21 protein-coding genes and 1 other RNA gene are annotated in these 18,716 nt (G+C 37.2%); 17 read left to right on the forward strand and 5 right to left on the reverse strand.

Annotated features, from left to right (window positions below; all coding sequences use genetic code 11):
- Nucleotides 1-37 precede the first annotated feature (37 nt).
- The gene (locus CNR22_19150) at nt 38-1,300 is read right to left on the reverse strand and encodes an MFS transporter (GenBank protein PBQ33809.1); all 1,263 of its coding nucleotides are present in this window, start codon (nt 1,298-1,300) and stop codon (nt 38-40) included.
- 59 nt (nt 1,301-1,359) lie between these two features.
- Here CNR22_19150 and CNR22_19155 point away from each other — a divergent pair, with 59 nt between their 5' ends.
- From CNR22_19155 to CNR22_19170, 4 genes are all read left to right on the forward strand, one after another.
- Nucleotides 1,360-2,058 (forward strand): hypothetical protein, encoded by a 699-nt coding sequence (locus CNR22_19155; protein ID PBQ33810.1) that lies wholly within the window; start codon nt 1,360-1,362, stop codon nt 2,056-2,058.
- A gap of 40 nt (nt 2,059-2,098) precedes the next feature.
- Nucleotides 2,099-3,907 carry a DNA helicase gene (locus tag CNR22_19160; protein ID PBQ34951.1) on the forward strand — a complete coding sequence of 603 codons (1,809 nt, stop codon included), beginning with the start codon at nt 2,099-2,101 and terminating at the stop codon, nt 3,905-3,907.
- Between the two features lie 144 nt (nt 3,908-4,051).
- Nucleotides 4,052-4,288, forward strand: a complete 237-nt coding sequence (locus CNR22_19165) for a hypothetical protein (protein PBQ33811.1) — start codon at nt 4,052-4,054, stop codon at nt 4,286-4,288.
- Nucleotides 4,289-4,558: 270 nt separating this feature from the next.
- The gene (locus CNR22_19170) at nt 4,559-5,710 is read left to right on the forward strand and encodes a UDP-N-acetylglucosamine 2-epimerase (non-hydrolyzing) (protein ID PBQ33812.1); all 1,152 of its coding nucleotides are present in this window, start codon (nt 4,559-4,561) and stop codon (nt 5,708-5,710) included.
- 25 nt (nt 5,711-5,735) lie between these two features.
- Here CNR22_19170 and CNR22_19175 read toward each other — a convergent pair whose 3' ends face one another.
- Entirely contained in the window at nt 5,736-6,455 is a 720-nt protein-coding gene (locus CNR22_19175; protein PBQ33813.1) for a transporter, read from the reverse strand.
- Between the two features lie 33 nt (nt 6,456-6,488).
- Here CNR22_19175 and CNR22_19180 point away from each other — a divergent pair, with 33 nt between their 5' ends.
- The 9 genes from CNR22_19180 to CNR22_19220 all read left to right on the forward strand — a co-directional run bounded on the left by CNR22_19180 (nt 6,489) and on the right by CNR22_19220 (nt 14,506).
- A complete protein-coding gene (locus CNR22_19180; GenBank protein PBQ33814.1) occupies nt 6,489-8,312 on the forward strand; it encodes a hypothetical protein in 1,824 nt (607 codons plus the stop codon).
- Nucleotides 8,313-8,341: 29 nt separating this feature from the next.
- Nucleotides 8,342-8,974 (forward strand): hypothetical protein, encoded by a 633-nt coding sequence (locus CNR22_19185; protein PBQ33815.1) that lies wholly within the window; start codon nt 8,342-8,344, stop codon nt 8,972-8,974.
- Nucleotides 8,971-10,197 (forward strand): hypothetical protein, encoded by a 1,227-nt coding sequence (locus tag CNR22_19190; protein PBQ33816.1) that lies wholly within the window; start codon nt 8,971-8,973, stop codon nt 10,195-10,197. The genes CNR22_19185 and CNR22_19190 overlap by 4 nt, the downstream gene beginning before the upstream one ends.
- A 1-nt stretch (nt 10,198) precedes the next feature.
- Nucleotides 10,199-11,242, forward strand: coding sequence for a magnesium chelatase (locus CNR22_19195; GenBank protein ID PBQ33817.1), 1,044 nt, complete (start codon nt 10,199-10,201; stop codon nt 11,240-11,242).
- A complete protein-coding gene (locus tag CNR22_19200; GenBank protein ID PBQ33818.1) occupies nt 11,242-12,570 on the forward strand; it encodes a DUF58 domain-containing protein in 1,329 nt (442 codons plus the stop codon). The genes CNR22_19195 and CNR22_19200 overlap by 1 nt, the downstream gene beginning before the upstream one ends.
- A gap of 114 nt (nt 12,571-12,684) precedes the next feature.
- Nucleotides 12,685-13,050, forward strand: a complete 366-nt coding sequence (locus CNR22_19205; GenBank protein PBQ33819.1) for a DUF805 domain-containing protein — start codon at nt 12,685-12,687, stop codon at nt 13,048-13,050.
- A gap of 173 nt (nt 13,051-13,223) precedes the next feature.
- Entirely contained in the window at nt 13,224-13,646 is a 423-nt protein-coding gene (locus tag CNR22_19210) for a hypothetical protein (protein ID PBQ33820.1), read from the forward strand.
- Nucleotides 13,647-13,665: 19 nt separating this feature from the next.
- Nucleotides 13,666-14,082 (forward strand): hypothetical protein, encoded by a 417-nt coding sequence (locus CNR22_19215; protein PBQ33821.1) that lies wholly within the window; start codon nt 13,666-13,668, stop codon nt 14,080-14,082.
- Between the two features lie 10 nt (nt 14,083-14,092).
- Nucleotides 14,093-14,506, forward strand: coding sequence for a hypothetical protein (locus CNR22_19220; protein ID PBQ33822.1), 414 nt, complete (start codon nt 14,093-14,095; stop codon nt 14,504-14,506).
- Between the two features lie 103 nt (nt 14,507-14,609).
- Here CNR22_19220 and rnpB read toward each other — a convergent pair.
- Together rnpB and CNR22_19230 are read right to left on the reverse strand one after the other, a co-directional pair.
- Nucleotides 14,610-15,010: RNase P RNA component class A (rnpB, locus tag CNR22_19225), an RNA gene on the reverse strand.
- 67 nt (nt 15,011-15,077) lie between these two features.
- The gene (locus CNR22_19230) at nt 15,078-15,698 is read right to left on the reverse strand and encodes an NUDIX hydrolase (GenBank protein ID PBQ33823.1); all 621 of its coding nucleotides are present in this window, start codon (nt 15,696-15,698) and stop codon (nt 15,078-15,080) included.
- A 43-nt stretch (nt 15,699-15,741) separates the two neighbouring features.
- Between CNR22_19230 and CNR22_19235 the strand changes: the two genes are divergently transcribed.
- The 4 genes from CNR22_19235 to CNR22_19250 all read left to right on the forward strand — a co-directional run bounded on the left by CNR22_19235 (nt 15,742) and on the right by CNR22_19250 (nt 17,994).
- Complete coding sequence (locus tag CNR22_19235; GenBank protein PBQ33824.1) at nt 15,742-16,395, forward strand: orotate phosphoribosyltransferase; 654 nt, start codon at nt 15,742-15,744, stop codon at nt 16,393-16,395.
- A 134-nt stretch (nt 16,396-16,529) separates the two neighbouring features.
- Nucleotides 16,530-17,252 (forward strand): hypothetical protein, encoded by a 723-nt coding sequence (locus CNR22_19240; protein PBQ33825.1) that lies wholly within the window; start codon nt 16,530-16,532, stop codon nt 17,250-17,252.
- 45 nt (nt 17,253-17,297) lie between these two features.
- Complete coding sequence (locus CNR22_19245; GenBank protein ID PBQ33826.1) at nt 17,298-17,708, forward strand: hypothetical protein; 411 nt, start codon at nt 17,298-17,300, stop codon at nt 17,706-17,708.
- Nucleotides 17,709-17,712: 4 nt separating this feature from the next.
- Nucleotides 17,713-17,994, forward strand: a complete 282-nt coding sequence (locus CNR22_19250) for a hypothetical protein (GenBank protein ID PBQ33827.1) — start codon at nt 17,713-17,715, stop codon at nt 17,992-17,994.
- A 155-nt stretch (nt 17,995-18,149) separates the two neighbouring features.
- Here CNR22_19250 and CNR22_19255 read toward each other — a convergent pair whose 3' ends face one another.
- The gene (locus tag CNR22_19255) at nt 18,150-18,665 is read right to left on the reverse strand and encodes a hypothetical protein (protein ID PBQ33828.1); all 516 of its coding nucleotides are present in this window, start codon (nt 18,663-18,665) and stop codon (nt 18,150-18,152) included.
- Nucleotides 18,666-18,716 lie beyond the last annotated feature (51 nt).

Consider the following 18,716-nt stretch of genomic DNA (forward strand, 5'->3'; position numbering starts at 1 on the left):
TAGTTTGCGATGGAGCAAATGGAAGCAGCAGCTCTTTTTAAGAAATGGCGTTAATATCCAGCTTTTTCAATTTCGGATTGAGTTTGTTAATACCGAGCACTACAAGAATAGTCATGCCACCCCCAAAAGCAATGGATGGTACAAGGCCCAGAAGTTTAGCAGCAACTCCGCTTTCAAAAGCGCCAATTTCATTACTGCTTCCTATAAAAATATTATTGATAGCACTCACTCGGCCCCGCATATTATTCGGAGTCATTAACTGTAAAATACTATGTCTCACAACCACGCTCACATTGTCAAAAGCACCGGTCATAAACAAGGCGGCGCAAGCCAACCAATAATTTGTACAAAATCCAAACAAAATGGTGAAAATTCCAAAAGCAATAACCGACCACAATAAAGCAACGCCGGCTTTTTTAGCAGGAGGATATGCGGCCATAATAAATGCAGAAATAACAGCGCCTATTGCAGGAGCGGTTCTTAAAAGTCCGTATGCCTCGGGGCCTAAATGCAACACCTTATCTGTAAAGGCAGGAATTAGTACAACGGCACCACCAAACAAAACAGCAAACAGATCGAGTGAAATTGCGCTAAGAACCATTTTATTACTGAAAACAAAATTAAGGCCCACTTTCATACTATCAAAAATGTTCTCCTTCTTTTCAGAAACTTCTGAAGAACCAGGATTCTTAATTTGGTAAAGAAGAAATAAAGACACAAGAAATAAAACGACTTCGATAGCGTGACACCATTCTGCGTTGAAAGTACCCTTGTGTCCGTAAACAAACCCTGCAAGTACTGGACCAAGTATGGCGCCGGTGTGCCAGGCAGTGCTGTTCCAGGTAGCGGAATGCGTGTAATCTTTTCGTGGAACAAGCTGGCTGAGATAAGGATTAGTTGCAGCTCCTAAAAAAGCGCGGACGATGCCGAAAAGAAAAACAACTGAAAATAAAACAACGATTCCTGCGCTGTGCAGCAGGTGAATCATGACTTGAGCGTTTAAAAATAAGAACAAAGCCCCAAGCATTAACAAAGCACTGCAGGAAAAAATGATTTTCTTTTTAGAAATAAGATCAACATAATGCCCGCTGAAAAAAGATGTAATGATAAAAGGGATGGCCTCCGCAAGCCCTATAAAACCAAGAGTTAACTCATCTTTTGAATGTTCATAATAAACCTGCAGGTAAATGGTACTAAACTGCATTTGAATGGCAAGGGTTAAAAACAAACGAACAAGAACAAACAGTCTGAATTCTTTTATTTTAAAAACCTGGAGGGAATCCGTTTTGATGAAAGACATAAATCGGCTGTAAAATTAAGCAAAAGCAAATAACAATAACAGTATTAAACAGAAACCCCATGGAAGAATATGCAAAACATTTAAACATTAAAGCACTGGCGGAAGACGATCGCCCAAGAGAAAAGTTTTCTGGATTAGGGCGTCATTCCTTGAGTGATGCAGAATTAATAGCCATTATCCTTGGCTCGGGAAACCGGGATGAAACTGCCGTACAGCTGGCAAGGCGCATTTTGGCTGCCTGTGGCAACAATATTAACGAACTGGCCAAATTAAGTCTGGCCGACTTGAAAAAATTTAAAGGGGTAGGGGAGGTTAAAGCAATTACTCTTGCGGCTGCTTTTGAATTGGGGCGAAGGCGCAAAGAATCCGAATCTATTAAGAAACCCAAAATAACTTCCAGCAATGTGGCTTACGAACTTTTGAATAAACGTTTAAGCGATCTGCCGCACGAAGAATTTTGGGTACTTCTTCTGGACCGCGCCAACCAGGTAACAAGAGAAGAATGTTTAAGTAAAGGCGGGATTTCAGGAACTGTAGTAGATGTGCGTCTCATTTGCAAGATGGCAGTGGAGTCATCTTCTAGTGGTGTTATTATTGCACACAATCATCCCAGTGGACAAATTCTTCCCAGTGAGCAGGATAAATCGATTACCAAAAAATTAAAAGAGGCCCTGAAGCTTTTTGAGATTTCTTTGCTAGACCATGTGATCATCGGCGATCAGAAGTACTGTAGTTTTTCAGATGACGGCTTACTTTAAAATTATAACCATGAAAGAATTGATATACTCAAAATCTATGATATCACTGAGCGAGGAACAAAAAAGCATAATTGCATCTGCCGGAAATATAAAAATAAATGCAGTAGCGGGATCCGGAAAAACAACAACGGTAATTGAATACGCGAAAACACGCCCCGATAAATCGCTTATACTTTATTTAGCTTTTAATAAATCAGTAAAGTTAGAAGCTGAAGAGAAATTCAGAAACAATGGGCTTCATAATGTAAAAGTAGAGACGGCACACTCTTTGGCATATAAACATGTGGTAATTGGAAGCAGGTACAAAGTGCGGCATATGACTTATAAAACCCATGAGATCGCTGAAATACTTGGACTAAACGGAGGGGGAGAAAAACACGCAGAGTTTGTGCTGGCTAATCACATCTTAAAATTTATTTCCTACTTCTGCAATAGTGACAAAGAAAGAATAAAGGATCTCAATTATCTGGAAGTTCTTACTGACTTTAACGCCAGAGACTTTGTGAAAAGTTGCTATCGTTACATCGAGATGCAGGCAGAAAAATTATTTCAAAAAATGGAACTTGCAGAAATTGAAGTCACACATGATTTTTATCTCAAGAAATTTCAATTGACCAGGCCGCAGTTAAAGTATGACTACATACTTTTTGATGAAGGCCAGGATGCTTCTGCAGCTGTTCTTGATGTGTTTTTGAAACAAGCCGGTACAAAAGTGATAGTGGGCGATACACATCAGCAAATTTATGGCTGGCGTTATGCTATAAACTCTCTTGAAAAAGTAAATTTTCAGACCTTCCATTTATCCACCAGCTTTCGTTTTGGTAAAGACATAGCGCATCTGGCAAATCGTGTACTGGGTTGGAAAAATTATTTCAGGGCTCAGGAGAACATAGTTATAAACGGTGGGGGACAAACAACGGGTCTTAAAATAAAAGCGATTATTGCGCGAACAAACCTGGGATTACTTTTAGAAGCCATTAGTTTTATCACCAAAAAAGAACATGGCACAAGTATTTATTTTGAGGGAAATATAAATTCATACACCTACGCAGAAGATGGAGCTTCATTGTATGATGTGCTCCATCTTTACAATAGAAAGCGCGGTGCTATAAAAGATAAAATAATTCGCACCATGCGAAATCTTGACGAGCTGGAAGAGTATATTGAAAAAACAGAGGATGCTCAGTTGGGCATAATGGTTGAAATTGTAAAAGAATATGGTAACGCAATTCCCGGGCTAATCAGAGACCTGAAATCCCGCCATGTACAAGGAGATGAAAAGCAGAAAGCAGAATGGATCTTTTCTACCGTGCATCGCTGCAAAGGCATGGAGTATGACGAAATTTACCTGGCGCCTGATTTTATTACCGAAAAAAAAGTAATAGACGCGTCGAAAAAGTTGCGGGAGGAAAATGCAAAAGCAAAATTGCTTGAAGAAATAAATCTTTTATACGTGGCTTTAACCAGAACAAAACATCTTTTACACATTCACGCTAAAACTTTGCCGGAAGATTTCCCTGCTTCTAAAACTATTTGCGTAATAAAAGAAGAGGTATCGGAAGATGCAAAAGTAGGTCCCGTCGGCGACAAGTTATCGAATACTGCTCTGGATCCGGATTCTGCTATTCTTCTGGAGGCTTCTCCAACAAAAGAAAAAGCATACAACGTGGAAAAGATGCGTGAAACATATAAAGGTGCATACAGTCCATGGACAGAGGCCTTGGATAAAGAACTAGAAACTTTGATGATGAACTTGTCTGTAAAAAAATTGGCGCTGCATTTTGGCCGGACGGAAGGTTCGATTAGGTCGCGGATAAAGAAGTTGGAGAAAACAAGTTTATGTAAGTAATACTAAGTTTTATGAAGTATGATAAATACATAGTTAGTGTTGATTCAAAATTTCTTTTTTTTCAGTTTAAAAGTGTTGGTCACAGAGGAGAAATAATTAAACAAGTAGAGTTCAGCGAGACGAGTTTGCCAGGATATAATAATCTTGGTTTCGGGGATAGGCGAAATTGACGGTACGGTTAATTCTGATAATGGTGATTTAAGAAAAGTTGTTTCAACAGTTGTGTCTATCGTTCATGTATTTACAAATCAATTTCCTGAGGCCCGGATATTCTTTAAAGGAAGTAATGAAATAAGGACACGACTATATAGAATCGTAATAACTAACAATCTGGTGGAATTAGAAGACGATTTTATCCTCTTTGGATTGAAAGGGGAATAGTGGCTCGTATTTAGTAAAGGGATAGAGTTTGAAGCGTTTTTATTTCAAAAAAAACATGTAAATTTAAAGTATGAAAACCTCCGTTAAAAAACTTAGAAAATCAAAGATTGTCATTGAAATTTTAAAAGATTTGGAGAGAGACGAAAATGTTGTATTATTTCCTGAAAAACTAAAGGAAGCTAACGAAATACTTAGTAGAGGGGAACTTCTGAATACAAATAATAAGATCTGAACAAATAAACGAGGACTTTCTTTTTTCACTTTATCTTTATGTTAACAATTGTCACCATCATAGGCGCACGTCCGCAAATTATTAAAGCTGCTGCACTAAGCCGCGCTATCAAAACAAAATTCAGTACAGAAATTAAAGAGATTATAGTTCATACGGGCCAGCATTACGATGCCAACATGAGCCAGGTATTTTTCGATGAACTGGGAATTCCCACACCGGATTACAATTTGAACGTAGGAAGTGGAAGTCATGGTAAACAAACAGCTACAATGCTTGCTGGCATTGAAGAAATTCTTTTAAAAGAAAAACCTAATGCCATTGTACTTTACGGAGATACGAATTCTACTTTGGCGGGCGGAATTGCGGCCAGTAAAATTCACGTTCCTGTGGTGCATATCGAAGCGGGACTGAGATCTTTTAGCAAAGCCATGCCGGAAGAAGTGAACCGTATTATGTGCGATCACGTCAGTACACTTTTATTTTCCCCCACTAAAACCGGTTTTGAAAATTTGGTGCGCGAAGGCTTTAATAAAGATGCGCAAGCGCCTTTCTCTGCTGATAATCCTAAAATCTATCACTGCGGCGATGTGATGTATGATAACAGTTTGTTTTTTAGCGAAGTTTCAGAAAATAAAACAGACATCATTCAGAAATTAAAGCTTGAAAAAAATAAATTTATTCTTGCTACAATTCATCGTAACAACAATACCGACGAGCCTGAAAGATTAAATGCGCTTTTTAGATCTTTACAGGACATTTCTGTAAAGCATGATTTGGAAGTAGTACTTCCTTTACATCCGCGGACTTCCAAATTATTGGAAACCAACCTCGATAAAACTTTGTACGCGCAAATTCAATCCAATTCGAAATTCAGAATTATTGAACCGGCCTCTTTTTTAGAAATGGTAGCGCTGGAAAAAAATTGTAAACTTGTTATGACCGACAGTGGCGGTGTTCAAAAAGAAGCCTTTTATTTTGAGAAACCCTGTGTGATCTTGCGTCCCGAAACGGAGTGGGTAGAACTCGTAGAATGTGGTGCGGCTATTGTGGCGGATGCAGACGAGAAAAGGATTAAAGAGGCTTTCGAAAAATTAACTTCAAAAACAGATTTAAAATTTCCAAAGTTGTACGGTGATGGAAAAGCTGCAGAGTTTATTTGCGGGGAGTTTGTGAAGAATCTTGCGAGCTAGTGTGCCCGGAATTTCAAAATCCTAACTACCGCGTCAAAATGATGTAATCTTTCAAAAGCGTTTTTAGAAAAGCCTGGTTGTCTTTTGGTGCTTTAAGATTTAATTCTTTTACCATTTTATCGGTCAATAAAGTTAAAGCTTCATCGTGCGCCGGGTTATTAACCGTTAGTTTTTTGCTGAGTGTTTCCTTTACAATTAACATGGCTTCTTCCGACATTTTTGCCACTTGCGGATAAGTTACTTTATGATCTTTTGTTTTGTAAAGCTTTAAGAGTGTATCCAGTGCCATGCGCTCACTTTTGCCCACATTTACAACTACTGTATTGGCCAATAAATCGCCTAAACGTTGGTTGTATTTGGAAGAAATGGCGCTCAATACAGCTACACCCCCTATAGAAAAATAAATGTCAAGTGCCCTGAAAATCCAACGCATCAAATAGTCTAAAAAAGTTGCCTGCTCTCCATCCATGCGTATAACCCTTAGCTTGAGAACGCGTTTTCCGAACGATTGTCCATTATTAAGTTGCTCAAAACCAAGACTGTAAAGTAAAACAAAGGGCAAAACGAAAAAGTATAGCAGGTAATCTACCTCCATACCGATCAGACCTTGAATACCAAATATTAAAAGGGTTACCAGGCCCATCAAAATTAAATCGAGGGCTAATGCAAGAGCACGTTCCCACGGATTTGCAAGGCCATATTGGATAGTAACATTTTGTGAGGTGGTTATTTCAATATTCTTCAATTTTTATGTAATTTGGGACGTTCACATTACCCAATGAAGGAGTCCGAATTTATTGAGCAAAATAAGGAAAAATGGCTGGAGTTTGAAAATAATCTCCAGAAAAATGATGTTGATCCCGCAAAGACCAGCAAACTTTTCGTTCAGATTACTGACGATCTTTCTTACGCGCGCACGTTTTATAAGAGCCGCTCCGTTAAACTTTATTTAAATGGCACCGCCAAATTATTATTCAACGATTTAAATAAATCACAAAAGAAAGGATCTGCTGCTTTCATAAAGTTTTGGAAAACCGATCTTCCACTAACTATGTACCATTCGCGCAGAGCCATGCTGATCTCTTTCCTGGTTTTTGTAGCTTGTTTTATTCTTGGAGTGGTAACAAGCATCCAGGATAAAGAGTTTGCAGCTTCAATTTTAAGTAAAGATTATGTAAACATGACCAATGAAAACATTGCGAAGGGCGATGCCATGGGCGTTTACAAAAGAGATAGTGAGATGAAAACCTTTCTTCCTATTCTTTACAATAATTTAAAAGTAGATTTCCTTACTTTTTTCTCCGGCATTTTTATGGCCATAGGTTCTTTGGTAATAATGGTAGTAAATGGGGTAATGGTAGGTGTTTTTCAATATTTTTTTATCGAGAAAGGGTTGTTTTGGGAATCTTTTTTAGGAATCTGGACGCATGGGTCTCTGGAGATTCCGGCAATCATTCTGAGTGGTGGTGCAGGACTGACGCTCGGACGAGGTCTTTTATTTCCCGGAACACATTCACGCTTCCAGGCTTTTAAATTAAGTGGCATGAATGGCCTCAAAATAATTATAGGAGTTGCACCACTTACTTTGTTGGCGGCTTTTATAGAAGGTTTTTTAACCCGTCATACAGATATTCCCGATCTCATCCGTTTTGTTTTTATTTTAATTGCATTTTCATTCGTACTTATTTATTTTTTCATATACCCCCGCAGGGTGGCTAAGTCTCAAAAGGATGAAACTACAGAAACAAAAAGCCTCATTTACAAAGCACCTGTAGTCTTTGATCCTTCCGAAATATATACGGGCGCTAAAATTCTGACCGAGACTTTCCGTTTATTGTTTAGTTATTTTGCTTTCTTTGGACGTTATATTCTTTTGTTCTCTTTGCTCTGCGCCTTTCTTGTAGCCAGTAATCCTTTAAATCTTTTTCATTTTTTTGAAGATTATAGTTTTGCTATGACTAACTTTTTTGATTACGACGAGTTCCCTTTTCTTGGAGTAGCCTCACTTCTCATTTTTGGAATCACTATTACAGCCTCTCTTATTTATCTTAAAAATAAATTAAAACCGAAAGAGAAGGATGGGTCTGCTTCTCAAACGCAGGTCTCCTTAAAATTAGTTGCTTCGGTTTTTTTGAGTCTTGCTCTATATGTCTTTATTATTTTCACAGATATTGATTTTACTTTTACACTGGCGCAAATTTTCTTTCCTTTTATAATCTTTATTTGCTGTGTTTCTAATTACGAAGACATAACTGTGTTGGAAGCTATACAGCGAACCCCGACACTGCTGGCTGGTTCCTGGTCAAAATTTCTCTCGTCGGCAGTGGTGTTTTTTATTCTGAGTATGATCCTTTATTCAACAGCTATGTATGGATTAAAACTCTTATTTATTCAAGACGCTTTGGTCTGGATTTTGACAGACGATGAAACCACAGCCGAGAAAATTTCTATGGGACTTCTGGCATTTCAAAGCTTTTTTAGCTTCCTGTTATATAGTTCATTATCTGTCATTTCAAATAGTCTTTTATATTTCACCGTAAAAGAAACACAGTCGGCCGAACACCTTATTAAAAAAATTAAAACCATAAGCCTGCAAAAATGAAGTTTTACAGATGGATCTTAATTTTTAGTATGGCTGTTCTATCCCTTCAACTGGATGCTCAAAAGGATGCAGCAACACCAATAAGTCAAGAGGAATGGAAAGAGATGTCTGATGGTGTAGACTATACCGAGACTTATAAAGAACAGGAGCAAAATAAGAAGAATGAACAGGTTAAAACAAGCGACTTTAAAACTGATTTTCGCTTTGGAGCTTTTAACTATATTTTTTACATCGTGGTATTTGTTGTTATAGGTCTTTTGATCTATTGGATCTTCAGGAATTTAGGTTCCAATAAAGAAGTGAAACCACTCACGGTAACCATTGATTCCATGACTCATATTGAAGAACATATTCATGAGGTAAATCTTGAAGCTTTGTTAAACGAGGCCGTATTAGCAAAAAATTACAGGATAGCGCTACGACTCAATTTTCTTATTGTCATAAAACTACTTTCGCAAAGAGATAAAATAAACTGGGCTAAAGAAAAAACTAACTGGGAATACCATTCCGAGTTAAAAGAAACGGTTTTAGCTGACCAGTTTAAAGAGATCATTAAAAGTTTTGAAATCTTCTGGTACGGAGAGCACCTGTTAACTGAATTAGATTATCATAACACGGAACCTGCTTACAAGGCTCTGCAAAACCAACTGAAGACAAGATGAGCAGAAGCCTGATAGTTTTTAGTTTGCTCATAGCGCTGCTTATAGGAGTGTTCATTTACTATAAGAATGCTTACTTTCCAAAGTACAATTGGACACCCGATTACAAAATAAATAGTGAACAACCATATGGACTAAAATTAGCCTACACAACGATTAAAAATAACCATTCAACAACCATCATTTACAATCAATCCTATCATTTGCTTGACACAAATAGTTCTAACAGTAATCTTGTTTTTATTGGGGACGACTTTTACATTGATTCTGTCGCCGCCTCCAGCCTCATAAAATACGTGGAGAAGGGAAATAATGTTTTAATCTCGAGTAATTATAGTCCCCTGGAGATTTTGCGCAATTTTATTCCACTACACGATACCATTTATGGTTTCGGGGGAAGAATGGATAGTTTGATAAGTCTTGATTTTAGGGGCGATTCGGTTCCTTTTAAAAAGAAAATAGATTTCCATTATCAGTATTTGAAAGATACTGCAAGTACTTACTGGAGTTACTACGGAAGCAACTATTACAAGGATACCTTAAGTACATACGATTTTGAACCTATTTCTTTTTTAAATGATTCAAACCTCAATGCCTTTTATGTGCGTTGCGGAAAAGGAAAATTTATTCTACACGCGAATCCAGTGTTATTTACCAATTATTACATGGTTGGACAGAATGGTTTTGAGCATGCAAATAACATGCTTTCGAAATTGCATAAGGGCCCTGTGTATTGGGATGATCATACCTCTGTTCAATCAAATAGCAGTCGTAGCGCCCATGTTAATCCTCTGAAATTTTTATTTTCGCATCCCCATTTAAAGTGGGCCTGGTATTTATTTTTAATTACCATTGTTTTATACCTTGTTTTCCGTTCAAAGAGAGAACAGCGCATAATTCCTTTAATGCCCGTAAATACAAATGCTTCTGTGGAATATACAAAAGCTATTGGCACGCTTTATTTTCAAAGCAAGGGGCACACACATATTGCAAACGAAATGTATATTCTTTTTTTATCAGAGATTCGCACCCGCTACAATCTTTCTACCGACATGGCTGAACTCGATCTGGTAGAACTATTAAGTATACGTTCGGGTATAGACAAATCTGTTTTATATAATTTGTTTAAACAGTTTAAATTTATTCGTTCCAGTGAGGACGCAAGTGCTGATGATTTAATAAATCTTCATAACGCTATAGAAAATTACAATAAAAAACGAAAATAATATGAGTATAGAAAATCCATCGTCGGAAGAAAATACACCGGAAAAAGTTGAAATACAGCAGTCAGATTCTTCCGCAGTGCCGATACCTGAGAAACTGGATATAGAATTTGTGCATTCTATTTACGAAAAAACAAAAAGAGAAATTCACAAAGTGATTATTGGCAACGATGATCTCATTCAGCTTATTCTTGCTGCTATGTTTAGCGGGGGTCATATTCTTTTAGAAGGTGTGCCGGGTGTTGCCAAGACTATGATGGCCAAATTAATTTCGCAGTGTTTGCATATCGATTTTAAACGTATTCAGTTTACTCCCGATTTATTGCCTTCCGATTTAATTGGTGTGACGTTGTTTAACATGCAAAAAACAGAATTCACCTTTAAAAAAGGACCTATTTTTTCGAATCTTGTTTTAATTGATGAAATTAATCGCTCGCCGGCAAAGACACAGGCAGCTTTATTTGAAGCGATGGAAGAAAAACAAGTTACTGTTGACGGCGAAACTTATCCTTTAGGCGTTCCCTTCTTTGTAATAGGTACTCAAAATCCAATAGAGCAGGAGGGAACCTATAAGTTACCAGAGGCGCAACTCGACAGGTTTTTATTTAAATTGCACGTTGATTATCCTGATCTTAACAATGAAGTCGCTATCCTGCAACGTTTTAAAGGCGATTTCCAGCAGAAAAAAACAGAGACTGTAAATTCAGTGGTGCACGCGCACGATATTGAAAAGTGTCTTTCTATTATTGAGAAGGTGCATATTAAGGATGAACTCATTACTTATATAGCAACCATTGTTCACCAAACGCGTAATAATGGAAATTTATTTATAGGAGCTTCGCCGCGTGCCTCAATGGCCATTCTTAAAACTTCTAAAGCAATTGCCGCCTTAAAAGGAAGAGATTTTGTAACGCCTGATGATATTCAATTAGTGTGTTATCCTGTATTAAGTCACCGCATTATTTTATCACCCGAAAAAGAAATGGAAGGAATAACTATTCAGCATGTTATTCGTGAAATGATTAAAGAGATTGAAGTGCCGAGATAATGAAAGTTTTTAAAAGTCTATATCTTACCGATAGAGTTTTCTATGCTTTAGGAACATGTATATTTCTGTTCTTCGTTTCATTCGTGTATGCTGTAGTTTTTTACATCGCTCTCTTTTTGCTTTTCGCCTTCTGTATGGCGGTTTTAGCAGATCTGGTTTTTCTTTATAAATCAACGTTGGTTTCCGCAGCAAGAAATGTCGCCAGTGTTTTGTCTTTAAGTGATAAAAACAAAGTGATTTTAACGGTTACCAATCTTTCCGGGCGTTTTATCGATCTTAAAATTATTGATGAAATTCCCTACCAGTTTAACGAAAGGGATTTTAAAGTTCATGTGCGTCTTGAAAAAGAAAAAACAGAAACAATCAATTACCACGTGAAACCCCTGGTTAGGGGAGAATATCTTTTTGGAGATATAAATGTTTTTGTGAAAACAAAAATCGGACTAGTTTACAAAAAGGAAACCACGGAGGCCGAAAAGCTTGTAGCTGTTTATCCATCCATCATCCAGATGAGTCAGCAGGAGCTTGTTGCGATGAATCATCCGTCGTTTGTGCAGGGAGAGAATAAGAACCGGAAATTAGGGCAGAGCTATGAGTTCGACCAGATCAAAGTATATGTTCCGGGTGATGATACGCGACACATAAATTGGAAAGCCAGCAGCACCTTAAATGAGCTCATGGTGAACAATTACGAGGACGAACGTTCGCAACAGATCTATTCTATCATAGACAAAAGTCGTGTTATGAAAATGCCTTTCAATGGTCTTACGCTAATGGATTATGCGATTAATGCAAGCCTGGCTTTTTCAAACATAGTGCTTAAAAAACAGGATAAAGCGGGTCTCATTATTTTTTCAAAAGGCATTGGAGGTTTGCTAAAAGCAGATCGGGGCCCACGCCATTTGAAAAAAATCATGTATGCTTTGTACAAAGAAAAGTACGATTACTCTGAAGCAAATTACGAAGCGCTTTACAGCACAATTCGTAAAACCATTCCCAACCGAAGCTTATTATTTCTGTACACAAATTTTGACAGCATTTATGCTTTGGAAAGAAATATACGCGTACTGCGTTTAATAAATAAAAATCATTTGCTTGTGGTGGTTTTCTTTGAAAACGAGGAGTTAGAGGCGTATACAAAGACTGAAGCCTCAGACTTGCTCGATATTTACCAACTTACCATAGCAAGGAAGTTTATTTTTGAGAAAAGGCAAATTTTTAAAGAATTACAAAAACATGGAATTCAGGCTATAAAATGCACTCCCGAAAATTTATCGGTCTCTGCTATTAATAAATATTTAGAGCTTAAAAACCGGGGACTTATCTAATGTCGGTTAATAAATTCCTAAGAAATCGTCTTTTTTGTTAAAGATGAAAATAATTGGAAATTTTATTTAGCTTTAAACAATCTAAAATTATTATTAACCTAAAAACTCAAACTTATGAATTGGTATTTAATGGTATTAAAAAGATATGCTGAATTTACTGGCAGATCAAGAAGAAAAGAATATTGGATGTTCGTTTTGATAAACTTTATCATCTCCCTGATCCTTGGATTTGTTGGAGGCATGGTAGAATTTATTTATTTGGGCAACATTTATTCTTTGGTAGTGCTTGTTCCAACCATTGCTGTGGGCGTTCGTAGAATGCACGATGTTAACAAAAGCGGATGGTTCTTATTAATTCCTATTTACAATCTAATTCTTGCTTGTACTGAAGGTGATGCTGGTCCAAACAGATTTGGAGCAGATCCTAAAGGTCAGGATTCGTTTAACCAGGAAGCTCTAGACAGCCACCTTGCTAACTAAATTTCTACTGAAATTATAAAAGGACTCTGTAATATACGGGGTCTTTTTTTTTACAAAAATAAATGACTTTCAGGATTTGAAAACACTTTTGTCTGTCTGCTATTTTCAATTTCCCTTTAAAATTTTATTTTAACTTTAAAAGTTATTTAGTTTATTAATCTTGAATTTTTTTTATGAATTGGTATTTAAAAGTAATAAAGCAATACGCCGACTTTAAAGGCAGAGCAAGAAGAAAAGAATTCTGGATGTTTACACTTGTATCCATTCTCATTGGTTTTGCTCTGCAGCTATTAGACTACATGCTAGGAATTCAATTTTCTAGTTTAGGCATGTATGGTCGCGATTATGGACCTCTCTATAGTATTTATTCGTTGGTTATGTTGGTGCCTTCACTGGCTGTTAGCGTAAGGCGTTTGCATGATGTTAATAAATCGGGCTGGTATCTTCTTCTTTGGTTGTTTTTAATCATAGGATGGATTTGGTTACTAGTACTTCATTGTACGGAAGGTACTAAGGGACCAAATAAATATGGCGCTGATCCAAAAAACGGAGAGTCCTTTAACGACGACGCTTTGGACAGTCACCTCACAACTTAATTACTATAAATTTGTAATCATGAATTGGTATTTAAAAGTATTAAAGCAATATGCTGACTTTAAAGGCAGAGCGAGAAGAAAAGAATATTGGATGTTTTTTCTTTTCAATTTTATAATCTGGATGGTCATGGTCGCTGTAAGTATGATTTTGGCCATCACCGGTGGCATGGCCGCTGCGCCGGTGTTAAGCATCCTTTTAGCCATTTATTACCTCGGTATTATAGTACCAGGTCTGGCCGTTACAGTGAGACGGCTCCACGATCAAAACAAGAGTGGAACCTGGTTTTTTTTAGCTTTCTTTCCTTTAATAGGAGGTATTTGGCTTCTTGTGCTTATGTGTACGGAAGGCACTTCAGGTCCGAATCAATATGGTGCTGACCCAAAAAACGGAGAGTCATTTAACGAAGACGCCTTAGATAGCCATCTCAGCACTTAGCCAAACTATTATGAACTGGTATTTAAAAGTATTAAAGCAATATGCCGATTTTAAAGGCAGAGCCAGAAGAAAAGAGTTCTGGATGTTTTTTCTTTTTAATTTATTAATTTGGATGGCATTGCTCGTACTGAGTTCTTTTTTGACAAACGGAAGCGATGAAACCGATACAGTCATCACCTATCTTTTAATCGGCCATTTTTTCATCATGCTGATACCAGGTTTGGCCGTTACAGTTAGGCGCCTGCACGATATGGGCAAAAGTGGCAGTTGGTTTTTTATTTATTTCGTTCCCGTGGTGGGAGGAATATGGTTGCTATCGCTACTATGTACGGATGGCGTGTCAGGTCCAAATCAATATGGCCCCGATCCGAAAAACGAGGTCTCTTTTAACGAAGACGCCTTAGATAGTCATCTCGCAAATTAAGTGAAAAATAAAAAGACCCTGGTTTAGCAGGGTCTTTTTTTTGTTGTGAAGAATGATGTTGTAAACTTTACGATCGTTTATTGGCGATCAGAAGTTTTTTATGAATAAATGCAAGCGTGTAAGCCGGGTTCTGTTTCGTCTTTCTTTTTAAGGAGAAAGGTATATCTACCATTTATCTTTGCGACCTACCCATTGCGGCTCCTTGCTTTCGCAAGAATAAGACGGGTCGCCTTAACTACCGCAACCTATTTGGCCTTTCAACATCCGAGGTTTACCCTGCAAAACTATTACTAATTCTGCCTGTGAGCTCTTACCTCACATTTTCACTATCACCCTGATGCAAAGCGCAAGCACTTGCTTCAAGGCTACCTTGCTTTCTGTGGCACTTTCTGTTACAAAAACATTCCTGCTTTTGCACCCATCCTTTCAAATGGCGGATTACCCTGTGTTGCCCGGACTTTCCTCTATGTAATTTGCATACATAGCGGTAGAACAACTTGCCTTTAAAGATAAGCAAAAAAACTGACGTCGCTGTAAAACGACTTACTCCAAAAGCGTTTTTAAAAGAAATTTATTTTTTGAGACCTTCCCGAGTTACATCACTGATGGTGTAATAGGTGTCTTTCAAAATACTGGACTCAATCTCTTCGCGGCTGCACCATCTCACCTCAGTAATACTTTCTTCTGCCTGGGGAATAAGTTTCTCAGAATAATCGGTGGTCATATAAAACCAATACGATTGTTTTATCGCATAGCCTTTTTTATATTGATAAATATGAAAGGAAGAGGGAAGTTGCTTTTTCAGTGTTAAGTTTTTAATCGCGCACTCCTCTTCACATTCTCGTACGGCTGCTTCTTCAATAGTTTCTCCTTTTTCCAGTTTTCCCTTAGGAAGATCCCATCGGTTGTGCCTGCGGATAAATAAAAATTCATTGTTCTTTTCAATAAATCCACCTGCAGCTTCAATGTAGTGGAGCGACTTTTTTAGAATGGGAAATGCTTTTTCGAATGCTAATCCAGATATAAAAACAGAGTTTTTCTGTGTTTCATCAGTAAAGTTTTCTATAATTTGCTTTAACTTTTTTTCACTCTCTTCGCTCTCATCTAATTTAATTGATTGATCTTGCGAAGGTTGCGTACCAAGGGATACGAACTCTAAAAATTTGTCATTTAAATATATTCGTGTGTTCATAAATATCTGATTTTGTAAAGGAACTAAACTTTAATTTTGCGGCATGACTTCGTTTGATGATGCCGAGTATAAAGTTGCTGAATTTTTATTACAAATAAAAGCTGTAAAACTTCAGCCTGAAAATCCTTTTACATGGGCAAGTGGATTAAAATCACCAATTTATTGTGATAACAGGAAAACCTTATCCTATCCGAAAATAAGGACGTATATCCGCCAGCATTTTGTGGAAACTATTAATGAGCATTTTGCCAAACCTGATGTGATAGCTGGTGTAGCCACCGGCGGCATCGCCATTGGAGCACTCGTAGCGCAGGAAATGGGATTGCCGTTTGTATATGTGAGAAGCGAAGCTAAAAAGCACGGTCTCACTAACATGATTGAGGGCGAAATTGAAAAAGGCCAGTCTGTTGTAGTAGTAGAAGATCTTATCAGTACAGGAGGAAGCAGCTTAAAGGCTGTGGAAGCTCTTCGCGAGAAAGGGTGCGATGTAAAGGGTATGGTAGCCATTTTTACTTATGGTTTTGATGAAGCTGTTCAGAATTTCAAGAAAGCCAAGTGCAGAATAGAAACACTTACCAATTATACCACTCTCATAAATGCAGCTCTTCAAAAGGAGTACATTGATGAAAAAGATATCAAGAGTTTGAAAGAATGGCGTGCTAATCCGGCCAAATGGAGCGAAAGCATTGCAAAATAAGCGAATGTGAAATAAGTATAATTCTCTCTCCTATTAAATTCTAATGCATACTTTTGGTATGCATTTTTATTTTAGAGATTTATGGAATTCTTTTATTTCATGCATCTCCATAATAAGAACTAAAAAACAGATATATGAAAAAAATAATTTTGATCGTAGCCGGACTCTTATTTGCATGCTCAGTTAGTAATGCCCAGGTAACAGATAATCTCACAAACAAAAGGTATATAGAAATTACCGGGACAAACGAAATGGAAATCACGCCAGATGAATTGTATATTACTATTACGCTTCTCGAAAGAATGGAGGGTAAAGAAAAAATTACCATAGACAAACAAGAAGCAGAACTTAAAAAAAGTTTAAAAGAATTAAATATTGATCTTGCTAATCTAACGCTAAGCAAAGCAGACGCAGATTACGGAAAGGTTCGTAAATCTAACAAAGATGTTCTTGTAAGCAAAGCCTATATTTTAAAAGTAGGAGATGCAGAGATGTTATCGAAAGTCTATGAAAAACTGGACAAGATAAATGCTTACGATGCTTATATTTCAAGATACACACATTCTAAAATTCTTGACTTCCAAAAAGAATGCCGCATTAAAGCAATTAAGGTTGCCAAAGAAAAAGTAGATTATATTTTAGCCGCAGTAGATCAAAAAGCAGGAACTCCCATACAAATAATGGAGACCGAAAATTATGTTCAGGATCAACCTCCCGTGTATGGTTATGGGCGTATGGATAAAATGGCTATGAATAGTGTTAGTGTAGGTGGTAATGCCGAAAGTTCAGACATCTCATTCAAAAAAATTAAAATCCGTTCAGGCTTTTTAGTGAGGTATGAAATCCTAACTAAGTAAAATACACCTACTCACTACTTACTACTCACAACTTAAAACTAAACCGTGGCAAAATTCACTATCATTAGCGGAACAAATAAAACCGCTTCTCCTTTAAAAAATCTCTACACTTTTCTAAGTGATTTTAAAAACTTCGGTTCTTTATTACCAGAAGACAAAGTAGATAATTTTAAATATACCGAAACCGAGTGTTCTTTTAATATCAAAGGCATTACACCTATGACTATTAAGGTAGCAGAAAAAGTGCCTTACGAATTTATTTTATTTTCAAGTGATGGACTTGCAAAATTCAATTTCAGTTTAAAGGTGCAATTCATTGGAGATGCTGAACAAACTGGCGAATGCAAAATAGATTTACTGGGCGACCTCAATCCTTTTATAAAAGCCATGGCAGAGAAACCTCTGACAGGACTGGTGAATACCATGTCTTTAAAATTATCTCAACTAACCGTTTAAGAAAATGAAAATAAACGCCGCCATTCAATTATTACCACTAGGAGCTAAAGGAAGCCGCTACGAAGTTATAGATAAAGCCATAGCACTCATTCAAAACAGCGGACTCAACTATAAAGTTTGTCCTTTCGAAACGGTAGTAGAAGGAGAAACAGAGCCCGTTTATAAACTCATAAGAGATATACAGGAAGAAACCTTAAAACATAATTGCGATGAGTTGCTTATCAATATCAAGATACATGCGGCAACGCGGGACCTCAGGTTTAGTGAGAAACTGGAGAAGTATTGATTTTCTAAAAAATCTAAAGAGGTATCACAGGGGTGATACCTCTTTGGTTTTACAGATCTGCGAAATTAGTTTACTGGTTGAAAGCGAATTCATCCGGTAAATTTATAGTCAGCATAATTCAGCAAAATCTGTTAAATCAACTTCTAACCTTCCCTTTAACCCTTCATTAGCACATCTCTGTTACGCAACCACACCGCTTTATTTAAATGCCTTCTCGATCTGTAAATTTCGGTCAATCCAATTGAATAGGCACCAACGCCGCCGCCAAAACCAATTGCAAATACTGGAATCGCAATAACCGGCGCAGCAGCTGCTACAGTTAGAAAAGCAACTCCTCCTGCAATGGCAAGTATTTTTCCGCGTTTGGTTTGTTTTCTAAAACGTTTGTATTCTTGTTGACTTTCAGGACCCACGTTTTCGAACTCAGTATTTATTTTCTTCCCAAAGAAACCAATCTTCTTTGTTGTATTATTTTTAGTGTAACAATTTGTATTTAAATCTAATAAGACGGTTTCCTTTTCATACTTTTCTTTAAAAACGCTGTCTCTGTTCTGCGCATTTAAGTTCGAAAACAGAAGGGGAACATGGCAAACTGCCAGCAAAATTAGAAATTGATTTTTACTCAAGCATTTTGCTTTTGGTAAAAGACTTTTGAGAATCTTCGATTTCATGGTGTTTATAGTTTTAGCATTAACGGTTAAATCTTTGATTTAGTGTTCGAC

The organism is Sphingobacteriaceae bacterium (assembly GCA_002319075.1).
GTDB lineage: Bacteria > Bacteroidota > Bacteroidia > B-17B0 > Aurantibacillaceae > Aurantibacillus.